Raw genomic sequence first — 21,030 nt, 5'->3', positions numbered from 1 at the left:
ACTCTGTCTTAAGTTGATTTCACGTGAAATTCAATTACGGACATCCCTGAGCACTGAAGCACTTCCAGCCTTCCCCGGCCCCGCTTCCCAGATAAATTTTCAGACATCCTGAGCCTGAATTTTCATCAGTATCGAAAACCATCATTCCTACAACAGGAATGGCAATGGTTCCTTCGGGATTACTGTTTCTGGTAATTACGAATCCTTTGGTTTTACTTTCCAGAGCAGTATAAGCTGAGTTTCTGAGCATCGGCCAGCTTGTGTTGCTGCCTCCGGCTCTTCCCAACAAGGTAATACCGTGTTTTACAGGATAAGTTTGCCCGGCTGCTAAAGTTGGATCTTCATAACAGATACAAGTGTTTACCAATGCATTCTGAGAAGAACCGATTGGCTGACCGACACTTCCTGCTGTTACACTTCCTGTATCTGCGGAACCACCTGTATTCACAAGATTCGGAACTCCTAAATTGGTTCCTGCTGTTGAACCTACCCCATTATTAGGAGCAGCAAGACTAATGTTAATGCTCCCATTTGAATTGAGTTGTGATGCTAAAACATTTTCATCGCCTTCAATAGCATCAAAACAACCATCACCATCAGCATCCAGATCTAAATAATTTGGTGTACCATCACCATCGGTATCTGTAGAAGAACATACTCCCTGAAGGAAAACATCAAAAGCATAAGCCCAAACGTCAGCTGCAACACGTAATGTAGCATTATTAACGTTTGAAGCACCTACATTGGCTTCAAAAATAGTAGCATCCGGAATAAATACGATTTTTCTGTTTTTATCCTTGATGAAAGTTGCTTTTCCCTGAGCATCAACCATTGCTGTTTCATATGTGTTGGTTAAGGAAGCAATCGTCATCTGAACAGACCCTGACTGAGAGAAAGTAGTTTCCGGCCAATATCCGTTGGTGAAAACTCTTTGACCAACCATTCCATAAGGAGCATTATTATTGGTATTGTTATTAGTAACCTGATACCCATAATCCGAAGCGTTATTTTGTAATATGATCGCGCCTTTATTATTGTTGCTGATCCAGGTTAATATTCTTGTATTTAATGCTGTGGAAAGTTTATCTGATGCTGTCTGGGCATTATTTGCCGAAGAACCTGCATAGAATAAATCTATATTGTCTGCCAGTAACTGAGCTTCTGTAATTGCTGCTTCTGAAGCATATGGAACAAAAGTAATTCCCGGGAATTTTTTAAAAGTTCCTGAATAGCTGAAGTTGGCAGGATTACTCAGCATATTGATCATTAGTCCGTTATTTCCTAATGTTGTATTCAAATAGCCAATTCTGAGATTTCTGTTTAATGAGCTGCACGCAAATCCTTCACTGGTATCTAAAATACCATCATTATCATCATCAAGATCTACAGAATCTAAAACTCCGTCACTATCGGAATCCAGACATTTTTTGTTGGTTCCGTCTATTGCTATTTCGTAAGTAAGAATGTAATTTGGAATCCCATCCAGCGGGGTTCCGTCAACAATATCTGCCAAACCGTCACTATTGGTATCTGTAGATGTTCCGGCAACTGATGTAAATACGAAATTAGGAGTCAGAGAAGTGGTAGCTCCTGCTTCAAATGCATCACTACAGCCATCATTATCAGAATCTAAGTCTAAGTGATTCGGAATTGTATCTCCGTCTGTATCTGTAGAAGTACATTGTTTGGACACAAATCTGTCAAAAACGTAAGCCCATGTATCTGCAATAGCTCTTCTATCGCTATCAGTTCCAGGTATAGCCTGCGTTGCTTCTGCAATATAAATGGTTGCATCCGGAAAGATCACCAGATTATACTCTTGGTCAGAAACCACTACCGGTCTTCCGTTAGCATCTACCATTAACGTATTAAATAATCTTGTTGATGAGCTTATGGTCATCTGAACAGCTCCTGATTGTGTAAGTGATGTTGCAGGCCAGTATCCGTTAGTATATACCTGATTACCAATTGTACCGGAAGGTGTATTTGGATTTGCGTTATTAGATGAGGTTAAATAACCAAAATCCACTGCATTATTCTGAATAGCAAAAATCACTTTTCCGGTATTTTTTGCCCACGTGGTCAGAATATTATTAACGCTTGTAGGTGCTTTATTAGTTGTACTTGCACCGGTTGCATTATTATTATCTGTAGCCGTTGAACCAACGAAAAACACATCGATATTATTACTGATCAAATTAGCTTCCGTCACATCAGTTACTGCTGCAAAAGGGACCAAAGTAACTCCTGTTACATTTTTATAGACTCCGTAAGTACCATAGTTATTTAAATTTAATAATAAATTGGTTGCTAAACCATCATCGGCTGCGCCTACGGCTAAATATCCAACTCTGATATTTCTTCCTATTTTGGCACAAAAAGTACCTTCATCGGTATCTAAAATCCCGTCATTATCACTGTCGAGATCAAGATTGTCCATCATGCCGTCTCCGTCTGTATCTTTACATGCACTGAGATTGATGCTTTGAGAATATCCGAAATTTTGTCCTACGTCTCCGCCTACATCGGCAGTACCGCCTGAGTTTACTAAATTAGGAACACCATTGGTATTGACACTGCCAGAAATTCTTCCGGCTGTCAGTTGAGCAGCAGTTACATTTTCATCCCCTTCAATAGCATCAAAACAACCGTCTCCATCAGAATCCAGATCTAAATGATTGGGAATACCGTCATTATCATAATCACAAATAGAAGCATTGATTGAAATATCATCCAGGCTCCAATCATCACTTCCTGAAGTCATTCTAAATGAAAGTGTTGCTGTATTGGGTCCTGTATGAGGAATATGTATGCTAAAAGGGGCTGACTGGGTGTATGTAGATGCAGCTGCACCTGTAGTACCAAAAGTTGTGAAATTACTTACAGCTCCGTTTGATAAAGCAAGTGACACATTTGAATTATCTCTCAAAGTACTGTTGGTAAAAGTTGCATACACTGTACCGTTCAAAAGCACCTCTAATGTTGCAGTTGAGCCTGCAGTATTATTTGCATCTTGTGCTCCCAGTTTTAAGTTTACTGAAACAAAACCATTATTCGGAACAAGATTTAGATTACTTACAGACTGAGATATTAAACTTCCCGCAGTCAAACCATTATCTGAATTGATCGCCGTTCCTCCGTTTGCAGAGCTGTACGTCCAGCCTGTTCCGGCGGTCCATCCGGACAGATCTCCGGCAAATATTCCGTTTGTGACAGCATTACCGGGACATTCATCTGTGTCCAAAATACCGTCATTATCATCATCAAGATCATAAATATTGGCTATACCATCACCGTCAGTATCTTCTAAAATAATGAGTGTTGCTGTTGATGTAGAACAATTGGAAGGAACAGAGGCAGAGCATATCCTGTAACTTAATGTGTATGTTCCGGCTGTCGCAGCACCGGTTACGCTTATAGTTCCATTTGGATTCATCGTAATACCGCCCGGCCACGATCCAACTGCTGACGCTGTGACATTGGAGGTGGTTGCTGCTGCAGTCAAATGAAAATCATTGGAAAGGGTTGTTGCTGTAGAAGAACTCCCTTTTGTTACTGTAAAACTATCCGGATTGGCACAAAGAGCACTTCCTGAAAGCGCATCAATAGTATATGATCCGCTTGAATTTACATCGTAATACTGTAATATAAGTCTGGATACATATTGCCCATTAAAATTTACTGCAATTCTCGCTCTCAAATTACTATCTGAAGATGGAATATTAGTACCGCTGGAAGTAAATTCTTTATTCGGGGAGGCAGTATATGTAATTTGGGTGGTAGTGGGTGTATTGAATAATGTAAAATTACCTGTTCCAAAATTGATCAGAGTATTATTCTGATCATATGCCAATATTCTGATATTATCACCAGCATCAAGATCATTGATATTAAAATTCAGACTATAAATCGGCTGAGAGAAAGTCAGCGTTGTTTCTACTCTGTTGGCAAATGTATCAGCAGATCCGGAATGCGCAATCTCGATACCATAAGCGGTCTGGTGTCCGTTTTCAATGGTATTGGTATATGATACGATACTGGAGTTTGATAAGGATAATGTGGAGTTTCCTATTCTGTAGCCGTTTCCGTTGATTGTGGTTGTTGCAGCTGCCCCACTGGCTGATGCCGGAAAAACAATATTTTGAGGACATTGTGCATATCCTTCAAAAAACGTCAAAAGGATAAGTAAAAAACATATTCTTTTGAGATATTTTAGAGATAAAAATATTTTCATTATTTTATTTATTAATTGATAAACTAATAACCTACTCAAAAACAGACTGATAGGTTATACTAAATAAAAACCAATAATGAAAACGGGTGGTGGCCTCACAGAAAATGCGGAAAAGTTTATTTGAGATAAAAGAAAATCATAGTAAAAGACAATCCGGGATTTTTTTTCCTGAGAACTACGGTGTTTAAAAAAATCTTTTAAAGCTGGTATAAAACCCGAAGGATGCGTATTTGTTACTGGAATTACTGCAACAGTATTTTTCTGTGATGAAGAGAAAAAATGCTGAGGTACAGGAGATGAAGAAAATGAAAGTTTTTCAATATTCTTATTTTCAGTTTTTACGGCAACATGTTTACTCTTTTCAAAGGTTTTAGTGTGGCTCTTCTCAATAAGTTTTCCAGAAGATTTTACAATATTTTTTTTGCTTTTTACCTCTACAATTCGATGATTGGATATATTATGAGGGTTTACTATTATCGTATTTGAGCTTACGTAGATTTTAGCTTCAGGATTTTCATTCTCTATTTTTATGGAATCTGAGAAAATATTTTCCGCTCTATAAATAATGGTGCCCCGGGAAATATAAAGTTGTGCCTGAATGCTATGAAAACAAAATAAAAACAGAGCTCCAAAAAACCTGAAGTCTGATTTTAATTCAGAAATGTATTTTGTTTTCATAATGAACTGATTAACAGAGAATATTTAACAAAACCCTGTTTGGGTATTTATAGAATGCTGAAGATTCACGGCTATATTTACAATCTTAAATATGTTTCAGTATAATCTTCTGTCCCTGAATATGAACCTGGCCGGAATTATTGAATTCAAATAAGGGTTTATGTAAACCGGAGTATACACATTCAACAATGTAAAGCTTTGTAATTCAGTATATTTATAAGGAAATAGTTATATAACTCATCCATTATATATTAAATATTTTTTTCCATTTTGAAACGGTATTACGGCTTAGTTTGAAATGATTGGCCACCTGGGTATTACTAAAACTGTATTCCTTCTGATAATTCAGGATATAAAGAATATCTGACTGGCTGTAAGAGCGGCTTTTTTGATTAAAAGAATCATTTTCTTTATTTATAACTCCAAAAATTTTGTTGTTAAGCTGTATAACATCCAAAGCAGAAAAGTCTTTCTTTTTAAGCAAAAATTTAAAGTCATTTAGTTTATTTGGGAATTTTTTTTTCAGAATATCCTGAAATATCTTTCCATAGTCTGGTTTCTGATAAGTTTCCATAATTAATGTTATCATTTTTATTAGACTGAAAATTTTATATTGAGGGTTCACTTTTCATAAAAAATATAATTCCGACTGTTATCTTTTATGTAGATTCATTTATTCAGAATGTGGCTGTAGCAGATAAATACAGGATGATAAGGAGGTATGAATTCTAAAAAATCATATCCAACATTTGCTCTATTTCAAATCAATTTCAGAATCAAGGTTTTTGCAACATACACGGCATTGACTTGTCTTTCGGGATATTTAAAAAACTCAGAAATACCAGATATCCTTACAATTCATTAGGCATTCATTATTTTAAGCAAAAGAGGAAATTTAAATCTAAGAATCAAAAAAACAAGAGGTCTAAAAAGTATCTATCCAATGATTTTAGTATATTAAAAACAAGTATATAAAGTGAAATTTCAAAAATGAAAATGGTTTTTCCAGGACTTTAAATTGCAGACAGACGAATAATGAGTCTGAATTCGCAGCACGCAAAACCTCTTTGACAAAGCATTATTTAAAAAGATAGATACAAAATAGATAGTCAGTTCGCTATGATTAATTCCAGCATTTTATAATAGTACATCTGTTTCGAAACAGAAATGAACAGTTGCAATATTTTTATAAAAACCTTACATCTGCAAACGAAATTCAAGCGGTATTCCAGAAACAAAAAAAAGCCTGCAATTTAAAATTGCAGGCTTTTTAAAAGCTTTTGAGTATTTACTCTGCGGAGAGTGAGGGATTCGAACCCCCGGACCTGTTACAGTCAACAGTTTTCAAGACTGCCGCAATCGACCACTCTGCCAACTCTCCTGAATAACGGATGTACCGTCGTTTTCAGTGGTGCAAATATATAAAGTTTTTTGAAACTGACAAAATATTTTTTAGCTCTTTGTAAAAAAATCTGATTAAGAAGTCACTATCCATCCCGTTTTTATTCTCCATGCTGTATAATCAGCATCTTTTCCATCTATTTCAGGAATCTTTTCTATACCGGGAATATGATTAATTTCTTCCTGTGAAAAGGGTTGTAAAAGAACTTTCAGGCGTTCTTCGTTAAGAATATTCTTGTCTTCTACAGGATAAGGAATTCCTTCTGTAGTCAACTGGGTGCCATATCGCTGCGGTTTGCCCTGAAAAACCTGGATTCTGTCATGCAGATAAGCAATATTCAAAGGGCTTATATCTTCTTTGTTTCCCACCATCATTTTATAACATTCTTTCATAAATTCGGGTTCGCCAATAGAATGCTGAACAACCAGCCAGGCGGCATCACTGGCCTTCTCTCCCACTTTTGAGACTGTTGGCAATCCTATCTCTTTAATAATCTCCCTAAGTCTTTCTGCATTTTGCCTGTGGATCTTTTCCATTTCCGGATGATATCTACCTGCCAATTGAACTTCCGAAGCCAGTTTTTCCCTGACTGACAGATCTTTTTCAGCCAGCTCGATCAGCTCATTTGAAAGTGCTTCATTCATACCTTTTCCAGTTTAATAATCTTAACGGCTTGATATCAAATTTAACGCAAAGATATCTAATGGTAATTTTTTATCATTTCACCATACTTTTCCGTATAGCTTCTGAACATTTCTGCACGGGTAGATAAATGATAGACTTCAGTGCCATTCATTACAAGCTTTTCAGGTGCTTTTCCATTACAATGGTTTCCCCGTGAATAGAGTGCTTTTTCCAAATCTTTAAAACCTTTCCCTGCATCTTCCTTTGACGGAAATTCGTATACCCTAACCACAAAATCAGGATAGAAATCTTCAGTTCCTTTCTCCGGTTTGCTGCTTTTTGCAAAATACTCTCTTATTCCATTACCACTGACTATTTTTATGCTGTTTTCTTCACAATTATTATAAGATATTTCAGCAGATTTTCTGGATTTAAAACTGAATCCTGCTTTTTCCAGATCGGTTTCCAGGGCTGTAATAAGCCTGATATTATCCGGAACATTCTGTGTATAAATAGTGTCATATGTTGTTCCCTGATTAGGCATTTCTTCAATAGAGAATACATGATCATCAGTTTTGTTAAATCCGTCATTTCCGGACATCTCCTTTTTACTTTCACTGCATGAGAAAAACAGGATTAACAACAGAAAATGCAACATATTTTTTTTCATGTGTGCCTTATTTATTATTTCTGCCAAACTACAAAAAATACTGAAATTATTTCTACAAAAAACAGTAAGAGCAGGATAACCGACTCTTACCGTTTAAATTCTAACATTTAAATTTAGTTGATTTTCAATAAATTATTTATTGGAATAATCGAATCATTAACTTTGATACATCACCCTATTAATATCTTAGAATATATAAACAATACTCAGTCCCATAAATTAAGATAATATTTTGCAAACAACTGCATTCCTTCATTTTGCCTCCTTCGTAATTCTTCAAAATTTATTTCGTTTTGGGATATTAATAAACTTTTAAATGAGAATATCATTTTTTGTAATATTATAGTCCATTCTTTATTTATTAAACTTACTTCTTCTTTTGAATATCCTCTGTTCTGGTCTAAAATAAATGGTAAACTATGATCCTCTATCCATAATGGTATAGACATAATATTGTCATTTTCCACTTCATTTTTATATGCCTCAAGTCTTGGCACAATAAACTCTGCTATAGAATATTTCAAATCCCATTTTTCCCAATTTTCCATTATTTAAAAATTTTAGTATAATCATGTCCCTTAACTATTCCTATGATTTCTACCTGACTAGGTGTATCTTTAAAAATAACATGTCTAGCTCCCCTATCAGTCCCTGTACCAGATATATTAATTGCTTTATAATCCTTTAAATCTCTAGTAAGAGAATGAATCTATTTAGTAATATCTATTTCTTCTAAAGATTTTTGTTTTATAATCTTTTGTAAATCTGAATAAGATATTTTTTTGATAATAGTATCTTTTTTTAAATCCTGTATAAAATATTTAAGATTTTTCTTATTCACTTTATGGGGATTCATCGAATAGGTTGTGTCAACAGAAACCAACATATACACATCGTTATATTTGCAATCTACAAGTCCACTATCGATAATCATCATATTATTCTTCATCATCCTATTATTTTTTCCTCCTTCAAAATCAACTCCATATCCACCAAAAGGTAATTTTGCGTAATTATCCATATTACAAGAGCACACAACCGTTAAAACAAATAGCCTTAGTATATTTTTCATAGTTAATCATTATATTATTTAAGATCTTTGGAAAAATCATGTTCTCTTGGTGGTCTAATTGTATTTATTCCTCTAAAATTAATATCATACTGTGCTCCTTTTCCAGCCCACCATCTTCCAAGGGAATTTGCAGGATTTCTCACAGAAGCACTCCAATAAGAACCATGTTGTTATAAGTATCCTGAAGTATTCGTACCAAATGAAGCTTTATAATTAAAATTTAGGTAATTCATAATCACTATTATAACTTATAATCATATTATCCCCACCTAACCCTTTTATACATGTAACATCTGCAAAATGATGATCTAATAGTTTTTCATTTGCTTTATCCTCAAATCTATTTTTTTTCTGAAAATTACCATAATCGGAAAGAGTTAAATCTTTGCTGGGAACAAAAAAAGTGCAACTATAAAAATATTTCCATATGTCAAAAAGAAAATTATAAGTATTGTCATTAATAACTATTCTAGCAATACTATCAAAACGTGTATCATCTAATTGCCTTAAAATAATATATTCACCCTCATTATTAAAAGTATCTAATATTTTAGCTCTAAGTTTTTTTAGTTCTTCTCCATCTGTTAAATTTTCTTCACGTCTAAATGAAAAAAACAAAGTATCTCCCTTTAAGAATAAGGATTTGTAAATATTTTTTACTTGACTTAAATCATCCCAATCGCTTATATTAAAATCATCGATAAAAAGAATACTAACTTTTTGATTTAAAATTCTATTATTAAAATTCATTTATTCTATTTTATAGGTTTTCCAAAATAAAAAGGATTTATGCTTCTATGAGGAGAATTACTAAAGCCCCAATAATTTGAATGAAAATGTAACGTATTGCCTCTATTTAGTGAAGGCAACCCATGATAATCTAAGCGAAACTTACCGCCGGTAGATGATGCATAGAAAAATATTGTTCCCCCACCCACACTCGGATTTGCATATAAAAATTCTGTTCTTCCAATTTTAAACCCATATCCCCCATTTATTCCAAATGCATTTACTTGGGAAACTTTTTTAAACACTACAGCCTCTACAGCTTTTTCGCTTATAAAACCTGCTCCATATGCATAATCATTAGTAGTATAATCAGGAGCTGCATCAGCAAATCTAATAATACCATCTATTGTCTTTACAGTACCATAAGTACCTAAACTAAAAGTGTTAGCCAGCCCGTCCCAATAACTAGCACCGAAAAATTGTCCACCAACATAATCCAAAGTTGATTTAGCTCCATCTGAAAATCCATCCACATAATTACTAACAAAGGGTGATGTTTCTAAAACCTCCCCAATCTCTAAAGTCCCACTTTTAATTATACTAGCTCCAGCTGCAATAGTTGTAATCCCTGCTCCTTTGTTACCTCCAAAAAGTCCTTTTAAAAAACTCCAGAAACCTGGTTTAGGAGCACTTGGTTGCTGCAATGAAGCCATGATATCTCTATAAGCCTGTGTCTGCCCAAAAGTTTTAGCTCCACCGCTTCCTTTCTTTAAATATGCGAACGGATCATCACGATAAAGAAAATCTGCTGTAGCAGGACCATGCCCTCCGTTTCCATAATAATCGAAAGCACCTCCAGCAGCATAACCACTCTCAAATTGCATATCGTTAACTGTTGCTTTTCTTCCATCGGGATCTATAAAGCTGATTGGGTTATTCAAAGCATAATTGTAAGGAGTAAACCTTCTGCTTGTCTCTGCCAATGGATCAATTACACCCCATCTTCCAATGTCATTCATGTACATCCTTGCGCCATAATCACTCCAGCCTGTTTCTTTCTGCATTTCTTTTCCATTGTAGCCGTAATTGTAAGCAGGATTTCCGCTTAAAATATTATATCCTTCATGTTTTAACCCAAAAGGATAAAAATTATTCTCTTCAATGACCTCTGCTCCTGAATCATTTTTGGTATAGCTTAGCCTAACATTTCCCAAATGGTCAGTATAGCTGTAAATATACTTATTATTTGCGAAAATTATTTATCACGAATGTCTTACCAACACATCTGAAACACCTTGTATGACCCTCAATATTTTAGATAGCCTAATTCCTATTATTTTTTACTTTGGCTACCCAAATATCATTTCAAAATTTCAAATTTCATTTAGTTAAAAAAAATATAGCGTTGAAAATCAACCCTATATTTTGCTACCAACACATCTGGCACATGACCGTTGTTGCTCCTCCGCTTCCTTTTTTTAAATATGCGAAAGGATCATCACGATAAAGAAAATCTGCCGTAGCAGGGCCATATCCACCATTCCCATAAAAATCGAAAGCACCTCCAGCAGCATAACCACTCTCAAATTGCATATCGTTAACTGTTGCTTTTCTCCCATCGGGATCAATAAAGCTGATTGGGTTATTTAATGCATAATTGTAAGGCGAAAATCTTCTGCTTGTCTCTGCCAATGGATCTATAACACCCCATCTTCCAATGTCACTCATATACATTCTCGCTCCATAATCGCTCCAGCCTGTTTCTTTCTGTAATTCTTTTCCATTGTAGCCATAATTGTAAGCAGGATTTCCTGCTAAAGCATTATAGCCTTCATGTTTTAATCCAAAAGGATAAAAATTGTTTTCTTCAAGAACTTCTGCGCTGCCGGATGAGTTTTTAGAATAGCTTAAACGCACATTCCCCAAATGGTCAGTATAGCTGTAAATATACTTATTATTTTCAAAATTGTAATACCCTTCAGCGGTAGGGACAAATTTTAAAGTGAAAGGACCGGATGCAGCCTGAGATTCATACTGAAACCCATCCAGATAATCTGTAGAAAGGACGGCCTCAGTGGCAAACGTTTCACCGCTGTATTTATATACTTTACGCTGTTTTGTACCATCTGCCCTGTAAATATAGTTTGTGGTAACATTACGGGTTACTGTTTTTCCTGTTACTAAATTCCGGGCGAGATAAGTTTTGTCAAAAGTTATTTTATTTGGAAGGTCCAGGAAGTTGTAATCTATCTGTAAAACGCCTTTATCCTTATGATCTTTCATATTCCCGTTATCATCATAGGAAATGGGAGTTCCTGAGGTATCGGGATATCCGCTGTAGTTCGTGGAGCTGTCGGTAACGGAATTGAGCCTGTTGCCTGTATAAGCATAGGTAAGATTGTCTATTTGCGAAGCCGTTCCCGAAACTCCTTTAGTATTTCTCTGAAGGGACATGATATTGGAGTTCATATCGTATGTTACGGTTTCATTATAGAAATCGTTCTGCGGTACAGATGAACCGGGCTCAGAATAAGCTCCCTTTTTCAGCCTGTTCAGCCCGTCATACTGGTAGGTGTATCTTCTGAGCACCTGATCATTAGCCGTTCTCCAGTCTACTTCGGAAATGGTCCCGTTGAACTTTGCCGCGGTATTCACCGGATTGTTATATTTCAGCTCATAGCCAAACAGCTTACCGTTAAGGCTGGCCGGATCATTCACTTTTCCCACCAACACATCTGGAACACCTTATATGACTCTCAATATTTTAGATAGCCTAATTCCTGTTATTTTTTACTTTGGCTACCTAAATATCATTTCAAAATTTCAAATTTCATTTAGTTAAAAAAATATAGCGCTGAAAATCAACGCTATATTTTGCTACCAACACATCTGGTACATTACCCTTTTATTTTGTTGGTAGCTTATATATTTCTAATTCACATTTACCTCTGCAGTTGTTATAAGCTTCAAAATTTCGACAATTATAGGCCAAGAAGATTTTTCTAATTCTAATTTAATTATATTATCATTACATGAAATATCTATAAAAAGTTCTGAAGAGTTTATGTTCTTAATATTATTCGATAGTTCTATTTTGAAAATTTCAAATAGTTTAATTTGTTTTATATTCTCTTTATTACATACAATAAGATTATTAGTTGTTAATAACCACCAATTATCACCATTATAATAACATATCAGCTCTTTCTCATCTTGTGTTAAGCTTATTTTATTTAATATGGATTCCTGTTGATCTATATTAACTGTTCTCCATAATTTTGTCTTATCCAGATCAAGTTTACTTCTTCTAAATTTTGCTTCAATAATAGATGGGTTCATATTTTTTTATTTAATAGATTGAATTAAACGGATAGAGGATTCACTTGTTCTCTGATAAGTAAATCCAAGTCTTTGTGCCATTGCTGGATTAAACATTTTTGGATTTACAATTGATGTACCCTCAATAATTAATGTGTGCGCCCCAAAACCTTTTGCCTCACTATTCATAGTACTAAGTAGTGTTGATAAACTACTGGTTTTATCTGATGATATTAAAGTTGAAATCGATTTTGTATAAGTTCCATTGGAAAGAGAATTAGTTGAATACATATAATACTGACCTCCTGCATACATTTCATCAGTCAAAGTATTAAAAACGCTACTTGTTTCTTCTACAGCACCTAAAGCTTTTGAAGCTCTACCATATCCTCCAAACATATTATAGCCACCGCCACCAAAATCCTGCATTATTTCAATGTGAGAACTGCTAATTAATCTGAAAGATCTGTCTAAGCTTGTTTCTCCCGGATTATAAAGACTATTACTTTGGCTTTCCCTATGGGCTTCTAAGGGACTTTGTCCATAAGCATTTACATTAGCATTTTTAATTAACCCAAATAGTCTAGTATGACCATCTGGTAATCTTTCAGGGGTACCTACAGTTAATCTATTGGATCTTTTTTTATTTCCTCCAAAAAGCCTGCTAAAGAAATTACTAATAGATTTTATAATTCCTGGTCCTGTTTTGCTTTTAGGGGTAGGGTTACTCGTTGCGTTACTTCCTCCACCGTCTGTGCTTCCTTTCATATTCTTTAAGTATGCGAAAGGATCATCACGATAAAGAAAATCTGCTATAGCAGGACCATACCCGCCGTTTCCATAATAATCGAAAGCACCTCCAGCAGCATAACCACTCTCAAATTGCAGGTCGCTAACCATCGCTTTTCTTCCATCGGGATCTATGAAACTGATAGGATTATTCAAAGCATAATTGTAAGGAGTGAGCCTTCTACTTGTCTCCGCCAATGGATCAATTACACCCCATCTTCCGATGTCACTCATATACATCCTTGCGCCATAGTCATTCCAGCCTGTTTCTTTCTGCAATTCTTTTCCGTTATAGCCATAATTGTAAGCAGGATTTCCTGCTAAAGCATTATAGCCTTCATGCTTCATCCCAAAAGGATAGAAATTATTCTCTTCAATGATCTCTGCTCCTGAACCATTTTTGGTGTAGCTTAAACGCACATTCCCCAAATGGTCCGTATAGCTGTAAATATACTTATTATTTTCAAAATTGTAATACCCTTCAGCAGTAGGTACAAATTTTAAAGTGAAAGGACCGGATGCAGCCTGAGATTCATACTGAAACCCGTCCAGATAATCTGTAGAAAGGACGGCCTCAGTGGCAAACGTTTCACCGCTGTATTTATATACTTTACGCTGTTTTGTACCATCTGCCCTGTAAATATAGTTTGTGGTAACATTACGGGTTACTGTTTTTCCTGTTACTAAATTCCGGGCGAGATAAGTTTTGTCAAAAGTTATTTTATTTGGAAGGTCCAAAAAGTTGTAATCTATCTGTAAAATGCCTTTATCCTTATGATCTTTCATATTCCCGTTATCATCATAGGAAATGATATTTCCTGAGGTATCGGGATATCCGCTGTAGTTCGTGGAGCCATCGGTAACGGAATTGAGCCTGTTGCCGGTATAGCTGTAAGTAAGGAGATCAATATCTGCTTTTAACCCTAAAGAATTTTTACCGGTTCTCTGAAGCGAGCTGATATTAGAGTTCATATCATACGCTACCGTTTCATTATAGAAATCGTTCTGCGGTACGGATGAACCGGGCTCAGAATAAGCTCCCTTTTTCAGTCTGTTCAGCCCGTCATACTGGTAGGTGTATCTTTTGAGCACCTGATCATTAGCCGTTCTCCAGTCTACTTCGGAAATGGTCCCGTTGAACTTTGCCACGGTATTTACCGGATTGTTATATTTCAGCTCGTAACCAAACAGCTTACCATTAAGGCTGGCCGGATCATTGAGCCTGGTAAGGGCTCCCCTGATGTTATAGGTATAATCAATACTCTGCAGGCTGTTTCCTACTTTTTTATTGGAAAGCTGGGAGAGTTCGTTATAGGTATTTTCAGCTAATAATTCCTGTGGCTGGCTGTCTACCTGGTGATACTGTTTTTTCAGGCGGTTCTGGGCATCATACTCAAACGTTTGGGTCAGTACTTTTTCGGTATCGGCAGCCAGTCTTTTATGATAGACCTTTGATAATTGGGTTACTCCTGCAAAATCCAGCAAAGATTCCGTTTTGGTATATCCTCCCAGGTGATTGATGGAATAAGTACCCACAGGACGGGATTTTTCATCATACCAGATGTAGCTTTTCGTCCAGTTATCGTCCTCAATATTTTTGATAAGGGAAGCTGTAGGAAGGTTTTTGGTATTCAGGGATGCTTCCATATTATCCGTAAGGATATTCTGTCCCAACACCTGGGCTGGTATGGCAGGAGTATTCTGGGGATAAGTGTCATAGTAACTTACGCTCAGTACAGACTGCAGATCTGGTGCAAAATAATCATTGGAATAATATACGGTAGTTCCGTTTTTCACAAACCCTGTCGTGTTTCTGGATTCGGTAATAAGTAAATCGCCAATCAGATTTTGCAGGGTGATCCTTTCACCTGCTGCTATCTGGCTGGTGTAAACTACTCTTCCCAGCTTGTCGTATTTTGTCAGCAGCCATTTGCCTTGGGCTTTCATTACAGCATCGCGTGAAAGGATCAGCCTGTCCGCCTTATCATACACCATATATTCCCAGCCTTTTCCGGGAAGCTTCTTTTCTACAAGTCTTCCTAACCCATCGTAACGGTACTGGTAGCATAAATTATCCAAAGCTGTCTGGTTTACAGCAGCTACGGCAGCCATTGGCGGAATAACAATAACCTGCTGACCGAAATCATTGTACACATAATAAGTGTCAATATTCTGGGTCCCGTCATTTTTTCTCATCAAAATGGTATTTCCGTCAGAATTTTTAAATTCTGTGGTGATGTTCCCGTCTGCATCTGTTACGCTGTTTTTCACCAGCTGATTGGCGGCATACGTCCCGTTTTCGGTAAGGGTGGAAAAAGTGGCATTATCCTGCCATGATGTGGCCACCGTATATTTTTTCACTTCTCCTGCCATGTTTGCAGCATACGTGATATTGGAAGGATGGGCTGCAAAATCATTTCCCAGCGGGGTTACTTTTTTTACTCTTCCCAACGGGGAATCTTCCAGCTCTTTTTCTGAATAAATTTTCTCGTTTCCGAAAATATTGACGGCATTGTTTAAAGGATCTGCATAGATGGCTCCGTTCTGGCTCCCACTCTGCGGAACCGGGAGATAGTCTTTGGTAACTCTCCCGAACTCATCATACTGGATATGGCTGACGATATCTTTCCCGGATGGGGTTGCTTTAATATTTATAACCTGTTTAGGCCTTCCCAGGGCATCAAAATACTGAACGGCTTCAGCTTTTTTGGTACAGCTTTCGTCAAGACAGGTCCTGGTATAAATATAGTTCTCGGAGGTGCTTGCCCCCGTTGTCTGGGCATGGGAATATGCCGATGCCAACAGAACTGTAAATAGTGATATTATTTTTTTCATCGTGATTAGTGTTTATAGTTATACTGGTATTCCTTCAGGGTTTTCCCGCTGGCATCGGTAACTTTTACCAGCCTGCCTGAATGATCGTACAGGTAGATGGTTTTTATCCCGTTGGGAGAAATACTGTTGGTGATGCCAATCAGCGGGTCATAGGTATAGGCGGTCACAGAATAGTTCTTCAGTGCCGGATCTTTTCTGAGGTTTTCCAAAGCCTGCAGTAAAGATGCTTCATTGGCAGGGTTAGCCGCATCGGCATTGGATGCATTAATGGCCGCTATTACAACCGGGAGGTTCATTACCTGGCTGTACGCAAGGCCTTCAATTTTAGCAATGGGCTGGGTTTTGTCGTATCCCCAGATGGTGGTTACGGGAACATTAGATTTATCCGAAACCTGTACAAGATTTCCCTTGTCATCATACACATCAAGTGTAGCTGCTGTAAACTCGTTCTGGTTTTGCACATTGTATCCCATGACAGATGACGGATAAAAATTCGAGACATTATCATATTTCGTTTCAGACTTATCTACAAGGGCTCCGTTTACTCTTACTTCAGTCAGAAGCGGCACCTCGGTCATACCGGCAGTGGACAGGCGGGTATTATTAAGATCACCTGCATATTTTATCTTTTTCTCCGTCACTTTTCCTTCCGGTGAAGTTTCTTTCATAACAGAAGGCTGGAAATTCGAAGCATTAAAAATGGTTTCGGTACTGTTCTGCAGGCTGCTGCCGTTAGTATAATAGTTTTTGGAAAACGTTTTGACCGATTTTAACCATGCTGCTTTTGAGGTATTGCTACTGCACAGCGCATATTCGTCAGCTGTTGGGATTTCCTCTAAAACATAGTCCGTATTTTCATCACCCATCAGCTGGTTCTGCGCATTGAAAACTTCTTTTTTTACCAGCAGCCCTGAAGAAACAATATTATAATAAGGTCGGTAAATAGCTGGCCACATTGAATAATCATTAGGTGTTTTATAATAATACTTTGTATAGCCCGTATTCTGGGAAGGGGTACCGTAAATTTCTTTTATGTTCCTGTAAAGAACAAAACTGCCCTCATATTCTGCACCACTGCAAACTTCATTCATATAAGATTCTCCACTTGCATTATTGGGATTGGAAAAGGAATCATAATCATAGCTTATTGTTTTTTTCAGGTTGCCGGAAGATTCATAATATTTTATATTGGCAATACGGGTCCCGGAAAAATACCTGTTTTTATAAGGCTGAGGCAGGGATTTAATACGGTAGTTGAACAATGATCCGTTTCCGTTTCCTGTAATTTTAAAGGTATAGGTACCGGGTACCAGGTTATATACTAATACGTCTTCACGGCAGCTTCCTCTGTTCCCTGAAATATTGGTTCCTGCTGAATTGGCCAGTTTATACGTCGGCGTAAGGATAATATCCCCATGTGGATTGGGAATCACATATGTTTCATCCGGAATAAAGCTTACAAAAAATTGCCCGGCTTCAGAAACCTGAAAAGTATAATTCCGGCTGGTATTCGTATCGAAACCAATAGTATTCACCATGTCAAGATACTGCAGATCAGGATCTGATATTACCGTATTATCGAGCTGAACATTGCTCTTGTCCAAATAAACCGTACCTGCTTCAAAATTATAGACTACAGAACCTCCTTCTGGAAGGTCCATCTGTTTTAGCAGCCCCAGTGTATTATACGTTGGAGATACGTAGCCTGTGGACGGGCATAAAAAATTACCATAAGATTCGGGGTCTGGTAAGGGGCTGTAGCTGGTTTCTGAACCGGAAGTATCATACCGGAACTTCCTGCTTTCTATAACCTGCTGGTTCTTGTCCAGCTTATCCAGGGTCCATAGGGTCCTTTTGCCTTCATTGGTTTTGGGCTGAGGACCGGGAATATGAAAATCAGCATATTCCATCCTGTATTTTGAAACAAGACGGGAAGAGCTGTCCAGCAGGGAAACACTTTTAATGCTGTAAGCATCATTATTCGTATCGTCCAGAGAAGAGGCATAGCCGTTTTCGAAAACAATTTTGCCGTATTTCGTGGAGATGGTTTCCAGCTTGCAGTTCTGGTACAGCAGGTAGCTGGTACCAGATCCTATATACTTATTGTTTTTCTGGTAGCTGAAATTGGCTACCGTAACGTTGTTCTGGTCTGTTATCCTTGTTAGAAAAAAGGCAGACTTGTAATTAAATTCTTTGGCGCGGGTATCTTCTGACGTACGGGAAAGGCTGTAATCCTCAAAAATATATTTGAGGCCGGAACCATCGGTGATGGTGAATGAATCGACAATCAGGGTGGCTGTATTGGAAGTTCTGGTATATTCTATTTTAACATTATTCCCGGAAATATTATTGACGGTAAAGGTATTATTGTTTATATCCCTTACAAATTTGAACTTTCCGGAATTGCCGGGAATGTCATAGTAATAAATATCATAAAACTGGTTTTTCTGGTAATCGGGTTTGGATGAATCTGAAAATCTTTCATCCACACCGGAAAGGATCCTTGAAATGACCCCGGCCTTCATCAGTGACCAACCAAGACCCACCTCACTTCCCGGCTTATCCGCTGCAGCATTATAAGTATGGTAACTTAAGGCAACGGGCAGGGTTAAATTTCCACTGCCGGTGGGAAGGGAAAATAAAGGGATCGATATATTGGGAACTCCTGTAGATAAAGAAACAGGAGTGTTTACATAGGACGAAAAAGAGGAAACCGATGGCATCGGCTCCGGCGTACCCCCGAAGTTTCTCTGGGCCTGTACTAAGCCTGAGATCAGGGTAACTGATAATAATAATTTTCTCATTGTGTGTTTACTTCTTAATTAATTTTGCACTTGCTGTCTTATTTGTATCTGTTTTTATCGTCACCAGATAAGCTCCCTGAATTAAATTCTGGGTATTAATCTTAGTAATCTTATTTTTTGTTTTCAGGCTCTGAAGCTGTCTTCCTCCCATATCATACAACAGGATGTCCGCTTCCTTGAAATCATACCCAATTTCCACATAAGCATAATCTGATACCGGATTAGGATAGATTTTGATGTCTTGTTTTTCAATCAACTGATCAAGCTGCTTATCTCCCAATTTTATAATCTTCCAGTTCTCTTTTCCGAGTTCTTCAGCACTAGTTCCAGCCAATATGATGGAGCCGTCCCTGTTCAGTTTAATATCTGAAAGTCTTTCTTCTCTTTTCCTGGATTCTCCTTTTACGTGTTTTCTCCACTGCTCCTCTCCATTTTGGTTTAAGTACAGCATCCAGAAGGTTTCATCATCGGTCTGTATTTTTCCTTCTGCCTGAGTATAACCGCCTAACAGGATTCCTTTAGAAGATTTATCATCTGCTGAATGTAAAATACTCGTTCCCATCAGGATATCCCTGTTTCCAAAATTGTAGGATTTCTGCCAAAGCTCTTCGCCTCTTTCATTTAAAGAAATTAACCATAAATCTGTTCCTTCTTCTATTCCTACAGTTTTGTTTCCTGACCTTTCGGATCTGGATTCTCCTCCTATTAAATAGCCGTTTGAAGTCAAAGCCAGTGTTCTCAAATGGTCATCTCCTTTACCTCCATAGTTCTTCTCCCATTCTACTTTCCCGGTTTTGTTAAGCTTAATGATCCAGTAGTCACCTTCTCCGAAGTTTTCGGTCGATTTCCCATTACGTGATATTGAGTTTGAAATAGATGAAGACTTTTGATTCCCGGAACCTGAAACCCGAACCTCGTAACTCCTCGAATAGATCCCTAACAAAGCACCTCCATCTTTAGTTGGAATCATTTTTTCAACCTCATCCAATCCTTTTCCTCCTAAAATCAATTGAGATAGTTCTTTTCCGTCTTTATCCAGTTTTACAATCAAAGCATCTTTGGAACCATAGCCTTTAGAAGAGTTCTGAACATTCCCGGCAATAAAAAATCCTAAATCCGTGGCCTGAATAACGGATCTGGCCTCTTCATCGGAAGAACTTCCTAAAGTCTTTTGCCAGAGTTCATCCCCGAATTCGTTTAGCCTTACCAGCCAGATATCTGATCCGCCTTTGGAATCTTCTTTTTTATCCAAGCCTTTACCGGAATAGCTGGTTCCGGAAATTAAAAAACCGCCATCCTGGGTAGCTACAGATCCTGAAAGGTAATCATGGTTTTGGCCTGAAAGATATTTTCCCCAAACCTGATCGCCCTGTTGGTTGAGTTTGATTAAATGGAAATCGTAGCCGTTGTTTTGTTTCAAGGTTGCAGATTTCAGGTTGGAGGTTGCAGCTGAATTACTCCCTGATTGAATACTGCTTCCCGTTATTAAGTATTGCCCGTCAATGGTTGTAGTAACCTGGCTTAGAAAATCCTGCGTTGAGGATTTGATATCTTTCTGCCACAATACTTCCTGGGCAGACAGCCCGAAAACAGCGCATAGAATACATGCACCAGAATATATTTTCTTCATCCGTTTGTGTATTTAGTTAATATTGGTTTTTATAATTTTCCGGCAAATTTAACGTTTTTTAACATACATACAAATCTCGTTATTGAGATTTAACACAAGTAATTTCATTTTCCCGCCCTTAAAATGTTATTTTCCCTAATAAAAAACAAAGGTATTCAGGCAAAGCGACAGAACTTGACGTATATAAATTGACAGATGCAGTTATGTCATGAAAAGTTGGAAAACTTATCAAATTTCACATCAAT

General features: G+C 37.2%; 13 protein-coding genes, 1 tRNA gene and 1 pseudogene. All 15 read right to left on the bottom strand.

From position 1 onward, the window contains the following. Window positions 1-34: 34 nt before the first annotated feature. A complete protein-coding gene (locus tag HNP36_RS03585) occupies window positions 35-4,234 on the bottom strand; it encodes a beta strand repeat-containing protein (RefSeq protein ID WP_184160344.1) in 4,200 nt (1,399 codons plus the stop codon). A 54-nt stretch (window positions 4,235-4,288) separates the two neighbouring features. Further along, window positions 4,289-4,912, bottom strand: coding sequence for a hypothetical protein (locus tag HNP36_RS03580; protein WP_184160346.1), 624 nt, complete (start codon window positions 4,910-4,912; stop codon window positions 4,289-4,291). A gap of 244 nt (window positions 4,913-5,156) precedes the next feature. Next, complete coding sequence (locus HNP36_RS03575) at window positions 5,157-5,501, bottom strand: helix-turn-helix domain-containing protein (RefSeq protein WP_228456238.1); 345 nt, start codon at window positions 5,499-5,501, stop codon at window positions 5,157-5,159. Window positions 5,502-6,208: 707 nt separating this feature from the next. Beyond that, window positions 6,209-6,293: transfer RNA gene (locus HNP36_RS03570), tRNA-Ser, on the bottom strand. A gap of 95 nt (window positions 6,294-6,388) precedes the next feature. Beyond that, the gene (locus HNP36_RS03565) at window positions 6,389-6,958 is read right to left on the bottom strand and encodes a DUF6624 domain-containing protein (protein ID WP_184160347.1); all 570 of its coding nucleotides are present in this window, start codon (window positions 6,956-6,958) and stop codon (window positions 6,389-6,391) included. Between the two features lie 56 nt (window positions 6,959-7,014). After that, complete coding sequence (locus HNP36_RS03560) at window positions 7,015-7,608, bottom strand: hypothetical protein (RefSeq protein ID WP_184160350.1); 594 nt, start codon at window positions 7,606-7,608, stop codon at window positions 7,015-7,017. Between the two features lie 206 nt (window positions 7,609-7,814). Continuing rightward, window positions 7,815-8,156: a hypothetical protein gene (locus tag HNP36_RS03555; RefSeq protein WP_184160352.1), complete on the bottom strand. Its 342-nt coding sequence runs from the start codon at window positions 8,154-8,156 to the stop codon at window positions 7,815-7,817. 161 nt (window positions 8,157-8,317) lie between these two features. After that, window positions 8,318-8,680 (bottom strand): hypothetical protein, encoded by a 363-nt coding sequence (locus HNP36_RS03550; RefSeq protein WP_184160354.1) that lies wholly within the window; start codon window positions 8,678-8,680, stop codon window positions 8,318-8,320. A 213-nt stretch (window positions 8,681-8,893) separates the two neighbouring features. Next, the gene (locus HNP36_RS03545) at window positions 8,894-9,430 is read right to left on the bottom strand and encodes a hypothetical protein (RefSeq protein ID WP_184160356.1); all 537 of its coding nucleotides are present in this window, start codon (window positions 9,428-9,430) and stop codon (window positions 8,894-8,896) included. Between the two features lie 881 nt (window positions 9,431-10,311). Then, window positions 10,312-10,653 (bottom strand): annotated as a pseudogene (locus tag HNP36_RS19250) (RHS repeat domain-containing protein); the annotation flags it as partial. A 184-nt stretch (window positions 10,654-10,837) separates the two neighbouring features. Beyond that, window positions 10,838-12,127: an RHS repeat-associated core domain-containing protein gene (locus HNP36_RS03535; protein WP_317168947.1), complete on the bottom strand. Its 1,290-nt coding sequence runs from the start codon at window positions 12,125-12,127 to the stop codon at window positions 10,838-10,840. A 213-nt stretch (window positions 12,128-12,340) separates the two neighbouring features. After that, window positions 12,341-12,748, bottom strand: coding sequence for a hypothetical protein (locus tag HNP36_RS03530; protein ID WP_184160360.1), 408 nt, complete (start codon window positions 12,746-12,748; stop codon window positions 12,341-12,343). 6 nt (window positions 12,749-12,754) lie between these two features. Next, window positions 12,755-16,351: a DUF6443 domain-containing protein gene (locus HNP36_RS03525; RefSeq protein WP_184160362.1), complete on the bottom strand. Its 3,597-nt coding sequence runs from the start codon at window positions 16,349-16,351 to the stop codon at window positions 12,755-12,757. Window positions 16,352-16,356: 5 nt separating this feature from the next. Then, a complete protein-coding gene (locus HNP36_RS03520; protein WP_184160364.1) occupies window positions 16,357-19,155 on the bottom strand; it encodes an RHS repeat domain-containing protein in 2,799 nt (932 codons plus the stop codon). 7 nt (window positions 19,156-19,162) lie between these two features. After that, entirely contained in the window at window positions 19,163-20,785 is a 1,623-nt protein-coding gene (locus tag HNP36_RS03515; RefSeq protein WP_184160366.1) for a T9SS type A sorting domain-containing protein, read from the bottom strand. Window positions 20,786-21,030: the final 245 nt, after the last annotated feature.

This window comes from Chryseobacterium shigense, assembly GCF_014207845.1.
GTDB lineage: Bacteria > Bacteroidota > Bacteroidia > Flavobacteriales > Weeksellaceae > Chryseobacterium > Chryseobacterium shigense_A.
The sequence above is the reverse complement of the archived record's forward strand: the minus strand, read 5'-3'. Positions and strand labels throughout refer to the sequence as shown.